Consider the following 18,069-nt stretch of genomic DNA (forward strand, 5'->3'; position numbering starts at 1 on the left):
ATATAGCGAGATACTTTGCATTACTTTTTTCACTTCGTTTGCGGGTTCAGTTTCTCTGAGCTGTGAAAAAGAATCAGATAGAATAATAAAATAAGTAATAATAAAATATTAAGTGTATTTTCATGATATACCTTTCCTTAACATTTCTGATCTTAATTTAAGATACCAGAGTATAAATTCCTGAAATATATTACCAAAAAAATGACACTCTACAACTAGTAACATTCCATTTTGAAAAAACGTTTCTTAGTAACGATGAGGAAAATAAATGAACATAGAACAGCTGAGAAAAAAGCGCAAGGAATTTATAGCTAAAGAAGATTGGGATGGAGCTCTAGAGGTTATAAATCAATCTATAAAAATAGAAACTACAGCATCACGCCTTTGTGTCCGTGGAAGTATACTTGTGCGCTTAGGACGATTAGACGAGGCTTTAGAAAGCTATTTGAGTGCACAAAAGCTAAAACCAACAAACAAAGACGCAGCAAGTGGTATCGAAAATATCGACTCAATGCTAAAAAATAACGAGAAAGCAGAAAAAACCCTATTATTACAAAAGTTAAGAAAAAAACGAGAACACTTCGCTAGTCAAAACAAGTGGCCAGAGGTGGTTATTGTGCTTGATAAAATGATAGCAATAGAGCCATTATCTGGGAGATTCGTAAATCGCGGTAATACTCTATTACTTCTCAATAAGTATGAAGCAGCAACAAAAAGCTTTGCTACGGCGTTAAAATTAGATCCGAAATCAAAAGGAGCAAAGCAAGGAATAGAAAAAATAAACGGTTTGAAGCAAAAGCAAAAATTTGTTCAACAAACAACAGTAACAACAATCTTATTGCTTTGTATATTGTTAGTAGTCGTTTTAAGTAATAACGTTTCAGTACAAACACAAAATCAAACGTCTGTGTTGGATCAAAAAATTCAATTAAGTGAAAAAACTAATAAATCATTGCAGAAAGATAGCGAAAAAAACCAAGAAGTAGCAACTATTGAAAAGCAAATAGAATATTTGCAGCAAGAAAGTCAACAAGTAAAACAAAATTTATCCAAATTAACCAGCGCAATCAGCAAAACAAGCTTAGAGAAAAAAACTTCTCCGATAGAAAAAGAATTTGAAGAAACACTAACAAACTATTTAAAAAGTTATGTTTCTTACAAAGAAGATGATTTAGCAATAAAAACAGTAGAACAAATAACAAAACAAGACCAAGAAATAGATCTTATAGTAAAGATCCTGACATCTACGGGACAACAAGGGAGTTCTACTATTAAGAAAGCGTTAAAAAATTCAAATTCTTTGGTAAGAAAAATAGCTATAGAAACAGCGGTGAATATTGGCCCTAAATTTGTAAAAGTTGTACCAACACTTAGACAAACATTCTCAGAAGAAAAAAACACTTCTCTAAAAAAGGAGATAGGTAAAGCTCTGGTAATGATTGACAAAACTGCTTTTTCAGTACCAGAAATTAAAGACTTTTTAGAAGAGAAGGCTTTTGCTGAAACAGTAGCAAACTTCGAGCAAGAAGATAAAGCGAAGCAAGAACTACAACAAGCGACAAAGAAAGTATATGATGCAGAAGAACAACTATCACAGAGACATAAAAAACACAAAGAAGCCGCTCTCTTAAAAGCAGAAGCAGAAAAAAAAACAACGAAAAATTGGGAAGCACTAGATTTCAAAATAACTCAGGTTATCTCTGAATTAAAAGAAAAGCTCAACGAAATAACAAATCAAAAAAATCTTGCTGTTGTTGAACACAAAAATGCACAACAAACATTATCTAGAGAGAAAGAATATTTGGTTGTAACGGAGAAAAGAGTAAAAATTGCCAAATCATCGAAAAGTTTAAAAAACAATATCCGTCATTCAACTAAGAGAAATCGTAAAAAAACGCAAGAACTTCTTGAGTTAGCTTTTAAAACAGAAAAAAAAGCAATAGCGCAAAGACAAAAGGCAAAAAGAGAGCTAAGTAAAGGAAAAGGTAGCGAAGAAGAAAAAAATTTAAAAGCCGCACTTAATGCAGCCAAATCACAAGAACAACTAGCTATCAAAGAAAGAAAGCTAGTTAACGATAAACTTGACTTCTTAAAAAAAGAAGTATACGAACACGACAAGGAATACCACATTGCGTACGATTTACTAATCCAAGAAGAAAAGGCTTATGAAAAGGCACTTGTGCTGATAGAAAAAGCAACAAAAAATGTAGAGTTAAAAAAGAAGGAATTGAATTCAATTCAACAGGAAAAAGCAACTCTAACAGAAGAATTAACAATAAAAACCACAGAAAAACAAAACATTCCAATAGAGAAAAAAGCAGCGGAAAAACACTTTTTGGCATGTAAGAAAAAAGAACGAATTTGTATGAATAAATATATCTCTGCAAAAGAAAAACTAGCTACTGCGAAAAGAACGGAAGAAATCGCCACCAGACAAAGAACGTTATTCGCCAAAAGAGCAAATAAAATGTGGATAGCCATTCAAAAAATTAGACAATCGAGAGCCAAACAATGAAAACTACATCTTTTTTCAAACAGAAGAATTTACAAATAGTACTAAGTATTGTTCTAATTATTGTTGTTTTTAGATATCTATATTTGCGAAGTGTGGATTCTCAATATGAAGACTTGCAAAGTGTGGATTCTCAACATCAAGAAACTAATGAGCAAATATTCGACAATACAGCCGTTTCACAAAATTCCTATTCTGAAGAAACAAAAAATAATCGTCTCAAAGTATTGCAAAAAAAGAAAGAAGCGTTATTAGAATCTATCCGAATAGATAAAATGCTTGCGAAACAATTGGAAGCACAGAAGAACGAAAGAAATAAAAACATAAATAACAAACAAACATTAGCAAACTCACAGCGAGAAAAAATTATTCAAAGTTCGCTAATAGCAATTACCTCAAACAGCAAAGCAGTCAAATTAGACGCAATAAAAATTCTAAAAAAACATAAAGCATTAGCCGCAATTCCAGTACTTATAGATCACATTACACATGGTGACAAAAATATAAGACTAGAAGCAACTATAGCAATTGGCAGCTTTGGACCAAAGGCAAACAAAGCAACAGGCACTCTCTTAGAAGTTCTTCGCAATTGGAATTTGTCAGATCGTCAAAAAGCAGGAAAATCTTTAGTCCAAATATCATCATCAAAAAATTTCAAACAACTAAACAAATTTCTTTATGACTCTAACAATACAATTAAAATGTGGGCATCAAAAGCTTTAGCCAAAGTAGGAGAAAAATCTGTACAGTCTTTAATTTCTGCTTTACAAAATAAGAATGACTATACCAAAAAGTATGCAGTGCAAGCATTAGCAACAATAGGTTCGGATGCAGCAAGTGCCGTTCCTCATTTGGTAAATCTATTAAAACAAGTAAAACAAAAAGACAATGACAAAGTTGCGCTGAGAGATAACATAGAAAAAGCTTTGGCCAACATTCAGCAAAACTAGCGTTAAATATTATTGGCTAAAACGCAAATCTCGATTCGGTGCGAGAGAGTGTTTAGCAAGCTGTAATGACAATATAACGAGGTACTTTGCACTTGATTCAGTTCATACCAAAAAAACTAATGCCTCATTAGTGGGGCATACAGTCTGGCACTGAGTAAATTATTGTCCATAATGCAAGTATCAGGCAGACTGTTCTATCAGGCCGCTGGAGCATTGCTCTTAGTCACTGTTTTCTCAAAGGTTGGAAATACTCTATTTCCTTATATCACATCGTCATTTAATTGTTAACAAATGCCTCCAATTCGATGCCACTGAGTAAACGGTCTTTTGAAAAACTAACGCTTCGTGAAATAACCGTAGGTATTGCTGGTCTACATTTTATCGATAAATAGTTTTATATCAAAAAAACTAATGTTTTATTAGCTATCGCTGGTCTAGATACGCAAATCTGGAAGACCCTGGGTACGTAAGTTGCTACTGAGCTGTAAGTCTTATACTTAATCACTTTGTGGAAGACAATGGAAATTTTACAGAATGCATAAAAATCATGCGCAGTGGTGTTCTAGAAATCTTATACAAAAAAAAATCTAACTTGCATATTATAAAAAAGTGCTATATTATTATAAATAATTATGGGTAAGTTTTCCGTATATATTTTGGAGTAAGTTAGATGTCTGAAAATATTTTTGAATATACACAAATGGATAAACAAAACATTTTGGCTATACGTTTTGAATCTTCTCCTGCAGAAATATCAAAGAAGTTAGGAGAATTTTTACCAGCTGTTTATGTTTATGCACAACAAAAAGGTTGTCAACCAGGAAGACCTTTTGCTCTTTACCATGGACACAACGAAAAAAAAGGTACTTTTGACATGGAGGCAGGGATAGAAATAACTGAGGAGGTAGATAGCAAAAACAACATTCGATTTAGTGTTATTCCCGCAGGAACAATGGCAACATATTGGCATATTGGTCCCTACGAAAAACTAGGAGAATCTCATGAAGCTTTATATGGCCAAGTTGCAGATAATGGAAAAGAACCATGTGGTTCGGTGCGTGAAATATATATCACAGATCCAAGTACTGAGCCTGACTCTTCCAAATGGAAAACGCATTTAATTCTGCCCGTCAAAGATAAATAACTATTACGACTTGTTCCAGTTGAAAAAGCTAAATTAGTATACAAATCCTTTCATAGGAAGTAAAGGTTGATGTAACAAGAGATTAAGGAAGCTGGCCATATTAAAAGCAGTGATTTTATCAACAAGAGAATTTATTAATCCTTTTATAGGTCAGCAACTAAATGGCATTTGAAGCCATAATAATGTAATTTTTTAGAAGCAGAAGCCCATCATATTGAAATGGCTGAGAAGAATTTTTCAATCTTTGGATGTTAGATAATTAAGTGGAAAAGAATCAATAAGAAATTCTTTGCCACAGTTAGCACTTGTAAGGTTTACGAGATACTGTTAGAGAAAGCAAGTAGTGTTTTGCAAACGAAAAAATCTTTTTACATATTGTGGACGTTGAGGAATTTGGGGAAATAAATATTGATAATTCTTTCATACATAACAAAACCAGGCAGATTGAGAGTTCTGTCTATCCGATAATATTGATAGTAGTTATTTCATCGTCTGTAAATAGTGGGTTATTGTTGCTAGTTCTAAAAGATTTTTGACCACGGAGATTCCCTAGTAAAAAGATTATAACCATTATCAATGGTTATCTACCATAAGTTGAATTTCTTGAGACGTCATCTTCTTGTAAAAAGTTATCTTTCAATAGCTCTTAATCATTTTCATCATCAAATTTACCTTCCTTAAATTTTATATCTTCATCACTAATTTCATTAAAATAAACATTACAGTTTGGTAGCCAAGACTTGATAAGTTCTTGCTGTTTTTGATTGACTTTATTCCCAATTAAATACAACTGCGAAAGTTCATCCATATTTGCAATTTCTGGTGGTAAAGCCACAAGGTGATTATCTTGAAGATACAACTGCGAAAGTCTTTTGAGCTTTATAATTGTTTTCGGTAGAATCTTAATTTTATTTTTTCTTAGTTGTAGTACCTTTAAAGAAATAAGCTGATTGATTTGCTCGGGGTAAGTGCTAAATTGGTTGGTTGATATGTTTAGATCTTCGATACACTGTAGGTTCTCAATTTCTTGTGGTAAAAAAGATAGTGTATTACCTGAAATACTTAATATCTTAAGCGTTTTGAGTTTACCTATATCTTTTGATAATGCTTGAATATTGTTATTATCTAAAGTTAGATATTTTAAATTGCTCAAATTAGATACAACTTTGGGCATTTCTGAAAAACAATTATCATTTAACAAAAGCCACTCTAAATTACAAAGATTCGCAATATTTTCTGGCAAGTCTACTAATTCGTTGTCCTCTAACAGCAAAATCTTAAGAGATTTTAGATTACCGATACCAATAGATATTTTTTTTAGTTTATTCCTCTCTAAACATAGAACTTCGAGAGAAGTTAACTGACTTATCTCTATGGGCAAATTTTCTATTTGATTATAACTAAGATTTAGACGTTTTAGAGAGGATAGTTTTCCTATTCCAGATGGGATAGTGGTTAGTCCACGAAAATAAAGATCTAAACTCGTAATACCATTGAGATATTCTATATACCTTAAATCTCGAACTCCTAGCTTAGGTTTTCTATCACCGAACAACCTCCATAATGCTGGTTGCCAATCTTCACCATGCTTCCTTACTCCATAAACTGTGAATCCGTAATTAAAAGAAAACGTTCTAACTTCACACTCTGGTCCATATATCTCTTTCATATCTCTGATAGCTTTGAAGTACAAAACTACACCTGCAATGGCAAAAAATGTAGCTAGAATACAAAGGAGTAACATTAATTTTACAAGTACACGATAGAGCTTCATATTTCGTTCCTAGATAAGACTATCTCACTAAAATTGAATTTGGTATTACTGTATCTTTATATGGCGATCATTGATTTCGCTGAGGCTTTATAATACTTGTGTCTCTTGTCTTTCTCGCTCGAAACTCATTTGGTAAATCAGTTTCATAGATTTACCGCAGGAATGGTATTAATTAACAGGGCTTTGTATAATATTTATGAGTTAATCCCAATCCTCATCATCTAATTCCCAGCTTTGATTTTCGATTTCATCATAATCTTTTTTTGCCTCTACCTCTTTTCCCAAAGCTTCATAACTTTTTGCTCTTCCTTCAAGAGCTACAGTATTATCTGAATCTAATTCGATGGCACGACTATAACTTTCAACGGCTTTATTGTATTTTTTTAAGTTGTAATAACAATCGCCACAATCGTGATAAAGATCGCTATTTTTGTGACTTTTTTTTATTGCTATCTCATAGTCCTTAGCCGCTTTTTCATATTCTTTCAATTGAAAATAACAAGTTCCTCTTCTTCGGTAAGTTTCGTCATCTTGAGGTTCTAAGGATAAAGAAATACTAAAATTTTTGATTGCTTTTTTATACTGTTGAAGATAGACATAGCATCTTGCTTTGTAGTAGTGTGTGTGTGCATAGCCTGGATATAATTTTATTGATTGATTGTAATCATCTATAGCTTTTTGATAATTTTTCGAATCAAAATAAATACCTGCTCTTTCAGCATATAACAAATAATTTGTATCTATTGAAATTGCAGTAGTGTAATCTTCAATAGCTTTGGAGTAATTTTTAAAACGGCAGTAACAGTGTGCTCTATGCGTCAATGCATCCCTGTTTCTAGGTTCTATTTTTAATATTTTTGTGTAGTTTTTGATTGCTTTTTTATGTTGTTCAAGATCTAGAGAATATATACTTCCTCTATTTGCTAGGGCTTTTATGTTTCGAGGATCTATTTCCAATATTTTCGTATAATCTTGTATTGCTTGTTGTGGCTGCTCAAGATCAGAGGAATAGCAATGTGCTCTTGTAAAAAGAGCTTGGATATTTTGTGGATCTATTGTCAGAATTTTATTGTAATCCTCTATTGCTTGCTCATATTTTTCTAACTTCCAAGAAGAATAGCATTCTGCGCGTGTAAAAAGTATTTTTATATCGTTAGGATTTGATTTTAGGATATAGCTATAATCTTCAGCAGCATCTTTGTACATCTCAAGAGAAACACGACATTCTGCTCTTTTTTTGTGAGCAATTACATTTGGAGCTATTTCGATAGATTTATCATAATCCAAAAGCGCTTTATCATAGTTGAAATTGCTAAAATGGCTATTTGCTCTTGCAAGATACGCTTGTACAAAACTAGGCTCTAATTTTATAATTTTATCAAATACCATAATAGCTTGTTTGTGATCACCTTGATTTTGGTAGCTAGTACCTTTCTCTAGTAATTTTTGAATCGATATATTCTCTGAATAACTAAAAGCTGTGAGTATCAAAACAAAAATAATTTTTTGAATTTTCATGATGATTCCTAAATAAAAATTGGTTTGTTGTAATTACTTATCAAACATCTTATTCAAAATTTACTATATCACCAGTTTTTGTTTTTTTTCAAAATAAAAACAAAATAAGATCATTATTCTGTTAAAATAAAAAACCATCTTTGTTTATTAACAAAATTTACTTTTAGAATATTTAGAACAAACTAGGGAACGAACAATTCTAGGTTTAAAAGATGTTCGCCAAACGAACTATTCGTACGAAAGTTCATTTTGTATCTGCCGTTCAACACGCAAAGCTTTTCCATTTTGTTCGAAAACAACACAACCGTTTATCGTATATAAAGTAGTTTTTACTTGTTCTATGGTGCGTTCCATCTGCGCTGTAAATTCAACGCAAATTTGCGATTTTTTCTCAATTATCTCAACAACTACTACAGGAAGGCATATTTTTTCTGTGTATTCCTGCATATCTACTTGGGCGTCTGGATTTTGTAAAAGTTCTTGCCATTTTTGTTCATTTTCTTGCTCTATTTTCTTAGAAATTAATTGGTTAATAACGTTTTTAAAGAACAGCGAAACAATTTGATCGTTAGTTTGCAAAAAGAAAAGCAAGGTAGAAAAAGAGCTTTCTATACATATCGTTGCCAGTGCTTGAGCGACTTTTTGTGGGAATAAATGTTTTTTGGTGGTAAGGACCTGCACTGCTTGTTGTGCGTGTAATTTTCCCAGGGTAAATATATACGTTTCAATTAGTTGTACATTCTCACTTGTTTGTAGTTCGCTTATTAATTGAGAAATGGCCTCTCTGTAATTGTATTGAATAAATTGTTTACAAAGTTGTTGACGAACTTTACTATTTGCTCTCTCAAATAAAGAAACTAAAATTTGTCGGCAATAATCAGTATTTATATGTGCTATTTCTTGTGCAAGCAGGCATTGTAATCTTTGGTAAGGGATATTAATAAGTTGTGAGAAAAGGACAAGAGGTTGTGGATAGTTGTTTTTTATTGAAATGATTAAACTATTCATACTCGGAGTTCGCTGATTAAATGTTCTTGCTTTCGCGAAGTTTTCAATTGCGTCTTTGACTTCTGGAAATTCACAAGAAATTTTTTGTAAAATAGGCACTGATAACTTGCCAAAACAAATATCTTCTTTTGCATAAAGAGCAGCTTCTTTTTCGCATTTAGAAAAACTGTTAATATATTTATCTATTTCAGTCAAAACACTTTCTACTTGTAGTTGTCCACACACAGCTATCGCTGAAAGCCTTACATCAATATTTTCATCGTGTAAAAGGTCACAAACAATTGGAATCGCACTTTGTATATTTTCGGAATAGACACTCCACACAGCAGATCTTCTTTTAACCACATCTTTATCACCTAGCTGTAAAATAATATTTCGAAAAAACGCGGTTTGATTTTTGGCGATTTTTTCAATAAGTGGTGGAATACTTAATTGATCTTTTACCATTTCGTTACCTTTAAGGTTTTAAGGTTTATAGGAATTAAGTTTTCTTGATTTCTACTGACAATTTGCTATGATTTTTTCAATTGAATTGAGAGTTGATTATAACAAATTCTACGTAAAAGGAGATATATTTTGAAAACGATTTGTATATTATTGATAGTTTGTAATTTCGCTATAGCCGAAAATTTATTTTCAGCTATTTCCTGGAATAAAGCTGAAAAAGTAAAGGAGCTTCTTGCAGCAGGTGCTGATGTTAATCAAAAAAATGGCTATGGTCAATCACCTCTTATGGCCGCTGCTGAGAAAAAAAATATCGAAATAGTAAAAATACTTCTGGATGCCAAAGCAGATGTTAACTTTGAAGGTGGAAGTAAATACATGCCTGGCACTCCATTAATGAGCGCCGCGAAGGGCGGAAACACGGAAATCATCAAATTACTTCTTGATGCTAAGGCCGACCCTAACATTGTTATTAATGACGAATTTGCTCTCGAGTTTGCTTTAAAAGACTATGATAAAAAAGGGTTTGAGCCTGCCAAAATGCTCCTTGCCGCAGGAGCAAATGTAAATACGCAAGGAACACAAGGGAAAACAGTATTACATTCCGCTTTTTTCAACAATGAAAATGAGGTTATCGCATTTATTTTGGAATATAAACCTGATTTCAGCGTCAAAGATAAATACGGAACAACAATTCTTGGAGAGGCGATAAAATCTAACAATCTAGATATAATACCGACCTTGGTTAAAATGGGCGCTAATATTGATGAGAAAGATAAAAATGGCAATACTTATTTAATTGCTACAGCTAACTATCCTAGTCAAGATAAAGATATAAAAAAAATAAGTACTTTGTTAGAAGCGGGGGCAGATGTCAATGTTCAAAATAGCAAAGGTGATACTGTTTTAATGCAAGCAGTAGGTGCGATGTATTTTCAAAAAGACAATGCCTTAAAAATTATTGACATGCTTTTAAACGAGAAGTGCGATGTAAATATCAAAAATAAAAAAGGCGAAACAGCATTATCACAAGCTTTTTCAAAAAAATACGTTGATATAGCAAAACAACTTATTGCAAAAAGTGCAAATGTTAATGTGAAAAATTCGCGCGGTGATGCTCTAATTTTTTCTGTTTTAGATGAAGCGGAGCTATTAAAATTGCTAGTGGAAAATGGTGCCGAATTGAATGTCTACAATAGGACAGGATATACACCTCTGATGCAAAGTCTCTACTATGAATATAACGACGCAGCAAAATATCTGATTGAAAAGAGTACTGATGTTAATGGTGGAAATAGCAAAAACCAAACAACACCTTTGATTTATGCTATAGAAAATCTTGAATTTATGAAATTGCTACTTGAAAAAGGTGCCAACGTAAAAGCAAAAGATAAATATGGCAATACCGCTCTTCTTAAAGCGTGCTCTATGAAAAACATAGATATCGTTAAACTCCTTTTAGAAAAAGGCGCTGATATTAACCAACAAGATTCTTATGGAAATACTACTCTCATGAATGCCATGAAAAGGCGACGCGTGGAAATTGCAAAGTTGCTTATTGAAAAAGATGTTGATGTCAATGTTGCTGTTCGAAATTTAACAGCCCTTTTTTATGTTGCGCGAATGGGAGACGCAAAGATGATGACTCTTCTTATTGAAAAAGGTGCGAAAGTTAACTTGCAAGACGATGAAGGGCAAACACCTCTTTTTTATGCTGCAAATGTTGAAGTAGCAAAATTACTGCTAAAAGCTGGCGCAGACACTACTATCAAAAACAAAAAAGGAAAAACCGCTGTAGATGTTGCTAAAGGCGAGGTACTTAAGTTTTTACAAAAATAATAAGAGGAGAGATCTTTGACAAAGAATGTAGGTTTTATAGGTTTAGGAATTATGGGCGCGCAGATGGCAGCGCACATACAAAAAGCTGGGTATGCTTTATATGTGTATACTCGTAGTAAAGCAAAAGCAAATGATCTTATTCAGGGAGGAGCAAGGTGGTGCGATTCGCCAATGGAAGTCGCTAAATCTTGCCAAGTAATTTTTACTATTGTTGGTTTTCCTCAGGATGTTCGTGAGATATACTTTGGAAACAATGGTTTAATTGAAAATACGCAGAGTGGCGCTATTCTTTGTGATATGACAACCAGTGAGCCTGCACTTGCCATAGAGATAGCGAAATGTGCTTCACCAAAAAACATTCATGTGCTTGATGCACCGGTGAGCGGTGGGGATACAGGTGCTAAAAATGCAACTCTATCTATTATGGTGGGAGGAGAAAAGCAAGTTTTTGAACAGCTTCTTCCACTTTTAAAGCTCATGGGGAAAAATATTGTTTATCAAGGAGAGTCTGGTTGCGGACAACATTGCAAGATGTGTAATCAAATTGTTATTGCTGGAACCATGATGGGAATGATTGAAGCTCTTCGCTACGCAAAAGAAAGTGGTCTTTGTCAACAACAACTTCTAGCAGCTATTAGCAAAGGAGCTGCGGGAAGTTGGAGTTTAGATAACCTAGCACCGCGAATTGTAAATAACGACACTGCTCCTGGCTTTTTAATAAAGCACTTTTTAAAAGACATGGAAATCGCTGCTAAAGAAGCGCAAAATATTGATTTAAATGTTCCTGTTTTGCAAAAAGCCATTGAATATTATAAGAAAGCCGTTAGTGCTGGCGGAGAAAATATGGGAACCCAAGGTCTTTATGCTTTGTGGGAACAAAACCCACAATGGTAATTTTAAGAAGGTAGCACAAAACTTTATAGTTAGGACGCTGACGCGCTCTAATCATTTATCTCCATTGAAGTAATATTTAGTACCCACGAGTATACATAACATCTGAACGAAGCACGTATTTTCGTCCTGAAACAACCGTAGCGCCTTCGTGAATAATTGCATGCTTAAACAGTAGTGCCATTCCGGTTTGCGGTTTTATAACGAGTTCTTCTTTTTGACCTAATAAAGGCATAAAGAAGAACTTTGTTTCTCCCCCTTCGCAGTCTTCATTTAAATAAATCATAAATGTAAAAATACTACGTTCACCATTTTCTCTAGTGTAATGACCATCGCCGTGAGGAGCAAAGCGTTGTCCCGGATCATATCTATAAAAACGAAACCGTTCATTTAACCCAAGAGATTTTTTTCCTTCGCATTTTTCAGGGACAAAGGGTTTTACGCGTTCCCACAATTTTTTTGCCATCTCTTCATTATCAAACATTACCCGAGTATTATTGCGAATTCCAGGACTCATTACTGGACCCATCGCTGTAGTTATAGGGGCATCGGCAAAACCAATGTTTTCGGTGTAGTCGATATAGTTTTGACACTCTTCTTTGGAAAAAACATTAGTTACTGTAAAAATATTACTAGTCCATTCTTTTTTTTCCACTGTCTTTTCTCCTAAATGTAAATTTAGATTATTGAGTCTTTTTCACTATCTCTATTGAAGTGATATTTATTTAGTATACATAATATCTGAACGAAGTACGTATTTTCGCCCGGTAATAACAGTGGCTCCTTCGTGGATAATTGTATGTTCAAATAATAGAGCCATTCCGGTTTGAGGTTTTATAACAAATTCTTTTTTTCGACCTAATAAAGGCATATAAAAAAATTTTGTTTCCCCCCCTTTATAGTCTTCATTTAGATAAATCATAAAAGTAAAAAGGCTACGCTCTCCATTTTCTCTAGTGTAATAACCATCAGCATGAGGGGCAAAGCGTTGTCCCTGATCGTACTTATAAAAACGAAATCGTTCATTTAGCCCTAGAAATTTTCTTCCTTTATATTTTTCAGGAACAAACGTTTTCACTCGTTCCCACAATTTTTTTGCTATATCTTTATCGTCAAACATCACTCGCGTATTATTGCGAACTTCAGGACTAACGACTGCGCCAGTATTCGTATTTATAGGTGCGTCAGTAAAGCCAATTTTCTCAGTGTGATTGATATATTTTTGGCACTCTTCTTTGGAAAAAACATCCGTTATTGTAAAAACGTTTTTAGTCCATAGTTTTTTTTGCACCGTTTTTTCTCCTAAAACTAAAGCATTAATGTAAATTGCAAATACTATGCTATTATATTTTGCTATAAAATTATACAGCATAGATCATCAACTAGGAGAATAAATGTTAGAAGAATTATTGGCTACGCCGCATCTTTTATTGTGGCAATCTCACTTACAATGAGCTGCATTCTAAAATTACGCATTATTAATCTCGTCGAGCCATTATTTTTGTGATTTACAGACTTCTATTACCAGAATTTATCGCGTAGCATTTGTTAAATTTTAAATAACTTGTGTACAAATACTTAGGGAAGTGGCGGAAAATAATTTACCATTTTACATGCTCTTTTATCCATCAACTTCGTTATTCTTCACTTACAGAACTAAGACTATGCGCGTTCAAAATGCCTAGTTGATAAATAAAATTTCTATGTAAAATCTGGTATATTATTTTCAACCACCTCCCTTACACAAAAAGAATGCTCGAATAAGATTTTTGCAAATAATCTGGAAATAAGACTCGTCTTTGTTAACAACGAGTCTTATTTCTATATAAGAATCTAAATGTCAGTACACCTTAGCAAAGTGAGGAAAGTTATGAAAATAAAAAGAGATTTACAACTAAGTGACAACAAACAGAAAATGGTAGAGTTGCAAAAAAAGTACGCAACAGAGATAAAACATTGTCCAATAAACTCAGATGTGAATTTAGTTGCAGGAGTCGATGTTGCGTATGACGATGATAATAATGAGGCATACACAGGTGTTGTGGTTATCGATATTAGAGATTACTCAATTGTCGAAGAAATAAAATGCATAGGAGAAATTCCCTTTCCTTACCGCTCTGGGTTTTTAGCATTGCGGGAAATCCCGTGCATTTTGCAAGCTTTTGAGCGCTTACAAGTAAAACCAGACGCTATTCTCGTTGACGGTAACGGCCAGCTCCACCCGTATCGTTTTGGTATTGCTTGTCACTTAGGATTATCACTAGATATACCAACAGTTGGTTGTGCTAAAACGAAATTATTAGGAACGCATAAAACTCTACAACGCAATTATGGAGCCAGTGAATTTATTTACCACGATAACGAAATTGTTGGTGCCGCTGTGCGTACACTGCTCAATGGCCAGCCAATATATGTGTCTTGCGGATACAAAATTGATTTAGATACGGCAATTGCAATAACACTCAAATCGACTCAAAACCATCGCGAACCATTTCCGTTGGTGCATGCTCACAATTTAAGCGTAATACAACGTGAAGAACACCAGTGCATTTGGGATGAAGATATGCGTATACAGGTGATGAATTTTATAGCAGGCTTGCAAAAACAAGGTCTTGGCCTGCGTAAGATAGTAAAAAAACTCAACGAAAAACAATTTACAACACCCATAGGTAAAAAATTCAATATGAAAGAATTGCAAAAAATTGTAGATGGTTTTTCACAGTATGATAAAATTTGATTTTGTAGAGGACGAAAGAGTCTATTGTATGTTTATTACAATAGACTCTTTTGGTTGGTGTTCTTCAAATTATTTTAGCAAATAGTAAGACAGAATACTGTCAAAGATTCTCAAAACAAAAGAAGCTAAAAAAGAAACTAAATTTGGAAAGCAGGTACGATTTTCGATTTTGGAGTGCCTGTGCTAACCATTGGTTATGTTTTAAATAGCCTATGATGGCATAATTGCCCCATTGTTAATATCTATACATTGTCCAGTTATAGACATCTGTTGTTCCGACATTAGATAACCAATGAAAGAAGCTATTTCTTGCGGTTCACTCATTTTTCCTAAAAGAACATGTTGCATTTGATTTTTGTGTTCTTCTTCAAATGAAATTCCAGTACTTTCAGCAAATTTCTGTATACCTTCTCTTGCCATTTCTGTATTGACCCAACCTGGACAAACAGCATTGACTAAGATATTTTGACTGCCTAATTCTGCGGCCCAAGAGCGTGTTAAACCCAAGACACCTGATTTTGAAGCACAGTAAGCGCTATAGCCTGGTACACCTAAACGTGCTAATATTGATGACATGACGACAATGTGCTTGTATTTTTCTTTAGAGTTTTGAAGCAAAGGTAAACATTCATTTACAAAACGGTAAGTTCCAGTAAGATTAATATCTATTATTTCAGACCACTGATCTTCTTTTCCATAATGATTTTCCCCTCCCATTGCAGCATTAGCTACAATCCCACAAACATTTTTTTCTTTAAGTTGTAGATTATTAAAACTTTCTCGTAATAATTCGTTATCTCTAATATCTGCGGCAACAACAGCGTGTTTTTCTGGCGAATGAAGCATCTTTTGAGTTTCTTCTAGTTTATCTTTTTTCCGTCCAATCAAAACGATCAAAGAATCAGAAAAATTTGAAGAAATATGAATTGCTATCGCGCGACCTATTCCTGAACCAGCACCAGATATTAAATAAGTTCTCATACAATTTCCTTTATTTGGAGTATTTCGTTGTTGAAAAATTGGTATGCCAATTAAGTGACATTTATTATATTATTTGGTAGAGATAATTTTGAGTAAAATATGTAAATGCTTCGTTGGCAAACGGATTTAGGGCCTGCCGTGATTCAGTGAAGAATAAGAGATGCCGTTTGCAGTTATTTTGGCGTTGTTGCAAAAAATAAGTTCTACATTCATTTTAAGTCATTTATCAATAGCCTGTCCTAAAATTTTTTCCAATAGCACCGTTGTTTTAGAAATCGTCGTCATATTCGTCAAAATTTGCTGGCTCGAATATAATAACGCCTTTGCTATATATTTTAGATTCAACAGATACTTCGTTGTCTTCGCATGTTTCCTCTATCCGTGCAATAATATCGTCTATTGATTCACGCGTTAATAACCATTTTACGCGAAATGAAAAGTAGTCTTTGCCTGCTCCTTGTGAGCCTGGTAAGATTTTCATTGCGGGTCTCCTGCCGAATTTCATGTCGGCAATAGCATCTATGACGCGGCGCTTATTTTTACCTAAATTGACAAATTTTAATTCGTAAACATTTTTTGGAAGTACTGTTTTACGACTGCGAATTTGTGAGCGTATTTTTTTGTATGCAACTAAGGCAGTGTTTTTTATTGCTCTTTGTTGAGCGGCTTTTCGTCCTAAATATTGAACAGCAACGGGTTTGGCTTTTTTACCAGAGACAACTTGGAAATGCCATAATTCTTGTGCCGTTTGTTGCCATACGCCTCTACACCTCAGAGTAGCATATACCATTTCGCCAGCATAAGGGTCACGTTGTATTTGTGTTTTTACGTCCATGTAAATAACAATGTTTACTTGATTGAATTTTCTTGCTACATAACCTGCAGGATCGGCTCCAGCGCTCAACCCTAACATTTGCGCTTCTTTTTTCATTAAATTATCAATAGCACGTAAATCGCGGACCGTCATATCTTGCCCTAGTTTATCTTGTAACGTGTCAAACATAACATCTTGCTGATTATGATAACTGTTTCTTTCAGCGACAAGTGCAACATGCATACCTTTGAGTTTTGAACGAGTCTGATCAAATAAATAGCGGATATCTTTAAGTAATTTATCTTCCTTTACTTCAACGCGAATAGTTATTTTTCGTCCATCGAATTTTTTTACAACAGCAGGGTTATCTATTGATCCCACTGTGTAATCGCGCCAGTTTTTGTATAAATGTTGTTCTATCTCAGAATGATGTGCTTCAAAATCATTGCGATCATAGTTTTTTTGTAGAGACTTTAGCATTGCTTTACGCCAAGCTCTTGCGATGGCTCCGCGGCGAATATTTGCTTTTCCTGTAACAACATAGCCCCTTTGGTGTTGATAATTTGTTGTTTGTTGTTTTTGTTGAAGTTGCTTGCGGAGTTGTTCGATAGTTTCGGATAATAGTTTGTTCTTTTTGAGGAGATTATCGCGCTGTTGTTGCAAATCTTTATAACTTTGTGTTTGAGAGTTGTAGCGATTGTTTGCTTCATTTAACTGTTGTGTGTAATTTTTTTGTTCATTAGCGTATAGATTTTTTAGTCTGTTTAATTCTTGTTCTAAATTCTGTTTCTCGTTTCGCAACTTATCGACAATTGCAATTAGGTCTTCATTATCGCGTTTGGTTTGTTCACAACGTTGATTTGAATCGTTATATTTTGTCTTGTACATTGCTATTTGTTCGCGAAGTTTACTTACTTCTGCAATCAAACTTGCATTATTTTGTTGACTTTGGCGATATAGATTTTCTGTATTGTTGAGATTTTTTTGGAGATCACTGGTTTGGTTCGTAAGTTGACTGATTAAGTGTTGCTGTTTTTTCAATTCATTAGTGCTTAAGTTATAACGTCTTAGTAGTTCTTGGTATTTCATTTTGTACTTTAAATTGTAAGCTAGTAATTCCTTGATTTTTTTATTGATGTTTTGAAAAAACGCTTTTTGAGATTGTTCTTCGCTACTTAGTAGTTGCCAGATATTATTAACCTTGCCTTGCAAATCACTATCTTGTTCTAACAAAATGTCTATTTGTTTTTCTTCATACTTTTCTTCTACTAGTTGTGACCAAGTAAAAGTGCTAATCAACACAAGAAAAATCAATATTCTCATAATTTTTTTCCTTTTAGAAATAGGGCGTGTGGGCATTTAGACTTTATTACATAAATCCTAGCGAAATTATCAAACTTCCAGAATTTGGCTATGCCACGTTTGATACGTCCAACTATGATTTTACAGTGACTTAC

Annotated in this window: 13 protein-coding genes; 6 read left to right on the plus strand and 7 right to left on the minus strand. The window is 33.7% G+C overall.

The window, feature by feature from the left end:
- The first annotated feature begins 268 nt into the window (after positions 1-268).
- The 3 genes from UABHE_RS06065 (at position 269) to UABHE_RS06075 (ending at position 4,606) form a co-directional block, all read left to right on the plus strand.
- Positions 269-2,515 carry a hypothetical protein gene (locus tag UABHE_RS06065; protein WP_372369360.1) on the plus strand — a complete coding sequence of 749 codons (2,247 nt, stop codon included), beginning with the start codon at positions 269-271 and terminating at the stop codon, positions 2,513-2,515.
- A complete protein-coding gene (locus UABHE_RS06070; RefSeq protein ID WP_372369361.1) occupies positions 2,512-3,462 on the plus strand; it encodes a HEAT repeat domain-containing protein in 951 nt (316 codons plus the stop codon). Before UABHE_RS06065 ends, UABHE_RS06070 begins: the two co-directional genes overlap by 4 nt.
- Before the next feature lie 670 nt (positions 3,463-4,132).
- The gene (locus tag UABHE_RS06075; RefSeq protein ID WP_372369362.1) at positions 4,133-4,606 is read left to right on the plus strand and encodes a GyrI-like domain-containing protein; all 474 of its coding nucleotides are present in this window, start codon (positions 4,133-4,135) and stop codon (positions 4,604-4,606) included.
- 646 nt (positions 4,607-5,252) lie between these two features.
- Here UABHE_RS06075 and UABHE_RS06080 read toward each other — a convergent pair.
- From UABHE_RS06080 to UABHE_RS06090, 3 genes are all read right to left on the minus strand, one after another.
- Positions 5,253-6,380 carry a leucine-rich repeat domain-containing protein gene (locus UABHE_RS06080; RefSeq protein ID WP_372369363.1) on the minus strand — a complete coding sequence of 376 codons (1,128 nt, stop codon included), beginning with the start codon at positions 6,378-6,380 and terminating at the stop codon, positions 5,253-5,255.
- Between the two features lie 201 nt (positions 6,381-6,581).
- A complete protein-coding gene (locus tag UABHE_RS06085; RefSeq protein ID WP_372369364.1) occupies positions 6,582-7,898 on the minus strand; it encodes a tetratricopeptide repeat protein in 1,317 nt (438 codons plus the stop codon).
- A 228-nt stretch (positions 7,899-8,126) separates the two neighbouring features.
- Entirely contained in the window at positions 8,127-9,353 is a 1,227-nt protein-coding gene (locus UABHE_RS06090) for a HEAT repeat domain-containing protein (RefSeq protein WP_372369365.1), read from the minus strand.
- 129 nt (positions 9,354-9,482) lie between these two features.
- On the opposite strand from UABHE_RS06090, the gene UABHE_RS06095 reads away from it, so the two are divergent.
- Positions 9,483-11,189 carry an ankyrin repeat domain-containing protein gene (locus tag UABHE_RS06095; protein ID WP_372369366.1) on the plus strand — a complete coding sequence of 569 codons (1,707 nt, stop codon included), beginning with the start codon at positions 9,483-9,485 and terminating at the stop codon, positions 11,187-11,189.
- A gap of 15 nt (positions 11,190-11,204) precedes the next feature.
- The gene (locus tag UABHE_RS06100; RefSeq protein ID WP_372369367.1) at positions 11,205-12,083 is read left to right on the plus strand and encodes an NAD(P)-dependent oxidoreductase; all 879 of its coding nucleotides are present in this window, start codon (positions 11,205-11,207) and stop codon (positions 12,081-12,083) included.
- A 76-nt stretch (positions 12,084-12,159) separates the two neighbouring features.
- Here the strand turns inward: UABHE_RS06100 and UABHE_RS06105 are convergent, their stop codons facing one another.
- Both UABHE_RS06105 and UABHE_RS06110 read right to left on the minus strand, forming a co-directional pair.
- Positions 12,160-12,735 (minus strand): 2OG-Fe(II) oxygenase, encoded by a 576-nt coding sequence (locus tag UABHE_RS06105; protein WP_372369368.1) that lies wholly within the window; start codon positions 12,733-12,735, stop codon positions 12,160-12,162.
- A gap of 66 nt (positions 12,736-12,801) precedes the next feature.
- Positions 12,802-13,371 carry a prolyl hydroxylase family protein gene (locus UABHE_RS06110; RefSeq protein WP_372369369.1) on the minus strand — a complete coding sequence of 190 codons (570 nt, stop codon included), beginning with the start codon at positions 13,369-13,371 and terminating at the stop codon, positions 12,802-12,804.
- Between the two features lie 579 nt (positions 13,372-13,950).
- On the opposite strand from UABHE_RS06110, the gene UABHE_RS06115 reads away from it, so the two are divergent.
- Complete coding sequence (locus UABHE_RS06115) at positions 13,951-14,817, plus strand: endonuclease V (protein WP_372369370.1); 867 nt, start codon at positions 13,951-13,953, stop codon at positions 14,815-14,817.
- A gap of 210 nt (positions 14,818-15,027) precedes the next feature.
- Here UABHE_RS06115 and UABHE_RS06120 read toward each other — a convergent pair whose 3' ends face one another.
- Positions 15,028-15,798: an SDR family oxidoreductase gene (locus UABHE_RS06120; RefSeq protein ID WP_372369371.1), complete on the minus strand. Its 771-nt coding sequence runs from the start codon at positions 15,796-15,798 to the stop codon at positions 15,028-15,030.
- Between the two features lie 268 nt (positions 15,799-16,066).
- Positions 16,067-17,935 carry a hypothetical protein gene (locus UABHE_RS06125; protein ID WP_372369372.1) on the minus strand — a complete coding sequence of 623 codons (1,869 nt, stop codon included), beginning with the start codon at positions 17,933-17,935 and terminating at the stop codon, positions 16,067-16,069.
- Between the last annotated feature and the right edge of the window lie 134 nt (positions 17,936-18,069).

It is taken from the genome of Candidatus Uabimicrobium helgolandensis (genome assembly GCF_041508025.1).
GTDB lineage: Bacteria > Planctomycetota > Uabimicrobiia > Uabimicrobiales > Uabimicrobiaceae > Uabimicrobium > Uabimicrobium helgolandensis.

Coding starts and splice junctions, on each gene's coding strand:
- UABHE_RS06065 (WP_372369360.1), top strand. CDS start 269: ATGAACATAGAACAGCTGAGAAAAAAGCGCAAGGAATTTATAGCTAAA.
- UABHE_RS06070 (WP_372369361.1), top strand. CDS start 2,512: ATGAAAACTACATCTTTTTTCAAACAGAAGAATTTACAAATAGTACTA.
- UABHE_RS06075 (WP_372369362.1), top strand. CDS start 4,133: ATGTCTGAAAATATTTTTGAATATACACAAATGGATAAACAAAACATT.
- UABHE_RS06080 (WP_372369363.1), bottom strand. CDS start 6,380: ATGAAGCTCTATCGTGTACTTGTAAAATTAATGTTACTCCTTTGTATT.
- UABHE_RS06085 (WP_372369364.1), bottom strand. CDS start 7,898: ATGAAAATTCAAAAAATTATTTTTGTTTTGATACTCACAGCTTTTAGT.
- UABHE_RS06090 (WP_372369365.1), bottom strand. CDS start 9,353: ATGGTAAAAGATCAATTAAGTATTCCACCACTTATTGAAAAAATCGCC.
- UABHE_RS06115 (WP_372369370.1), top strand. CDS start 13,951: ATGAAAATAAAAAGAGATTTACAACTAAGTGACAACAAACAGAAAATG.
- UABHE_RS06120 (WP_372369371.1), bottom strand. CDS start 15,798: ATGAGAACTTATTTAATATCTGGTGCTGGTTCAGGAATAGGTCGCGCG.
- UABHE_RS06125 (WP_372369372.1), bottom strand. CDS start 17,935: ATGAGAATATTGATTTTTCTTGTGTTGATTAGCACTTTTACTTGGTCA.